This is a genomic window from Pseudonocardia sp. TRM90224 (assembly GCF_021245725.1).
GTDB lineage: Bacteria > Actinomycetota > Actinomycetes > Mycobacteriales > Pseudonocardiaceae > Pseudonocardia.
On the sequence record NZ_JAJGSX010000110.1, the window covers coordinates 1 to 530 of the forward strand.

Sequence of the window (530 nt, forward strand, 5' to 3'; positions counted from 1 at the left end):
GACGGGTCCGGCGCTGTCGCTTCGAGGGGGTGGCTCGGGCCGGCGCTGATGCTGCTGGCCGGTGGGTCGGTGCTGGCTGCCGGTGCGTGGCGGTTGCGGGAGTTCGTGCGGGCTGGTGGGATCCGCGGTTCGCCGGTGCGGCGAGGCTTCGTGGTCGCCGCGGTTGTGGCCGGTGTGGCGATCCTCGCTCTGTGGTTCGCGCCGGCGGCGAAGGCTCAGCCGACGAGCCCGCCGCCATCGACCACAACATCGACCCCGGTGCCGACGACGACGCCGACAACCCCGGTGCCGACAACGACTCCGACGACGCCGGTGCCGACGACGACTCCGACGACGCCGGTGCCGACGACGACTCCGACGACGCCGGTGCCGACGACGACGACGACTCCGACGACGCCGGTGCCGACGACGACGACGACGCCGACGACGCCGGTGCCGACGACGACGCCGACAACGCCGGTGCCGACGACGACTCCGACGACGCCGGTGCCGACGACGACTCCGACCACCCCGGTTCCGACGACGTCGAC

1 protein-coding gene is annotated in these 530 nt (G+C 73.6%); it reads left to right on the forward strand.

What is annotated here, in order from left to right; translation table 11 throughout:
• Positions 1-191: 191 nt before the first annotated feature.
• On the forward strand, positions 192-530 hold a 339-nt coding region (locus tag LL648_RS43615), incomplete at its 3' end, for a hypothetical protein (RefSeq protein WP_232668866.1).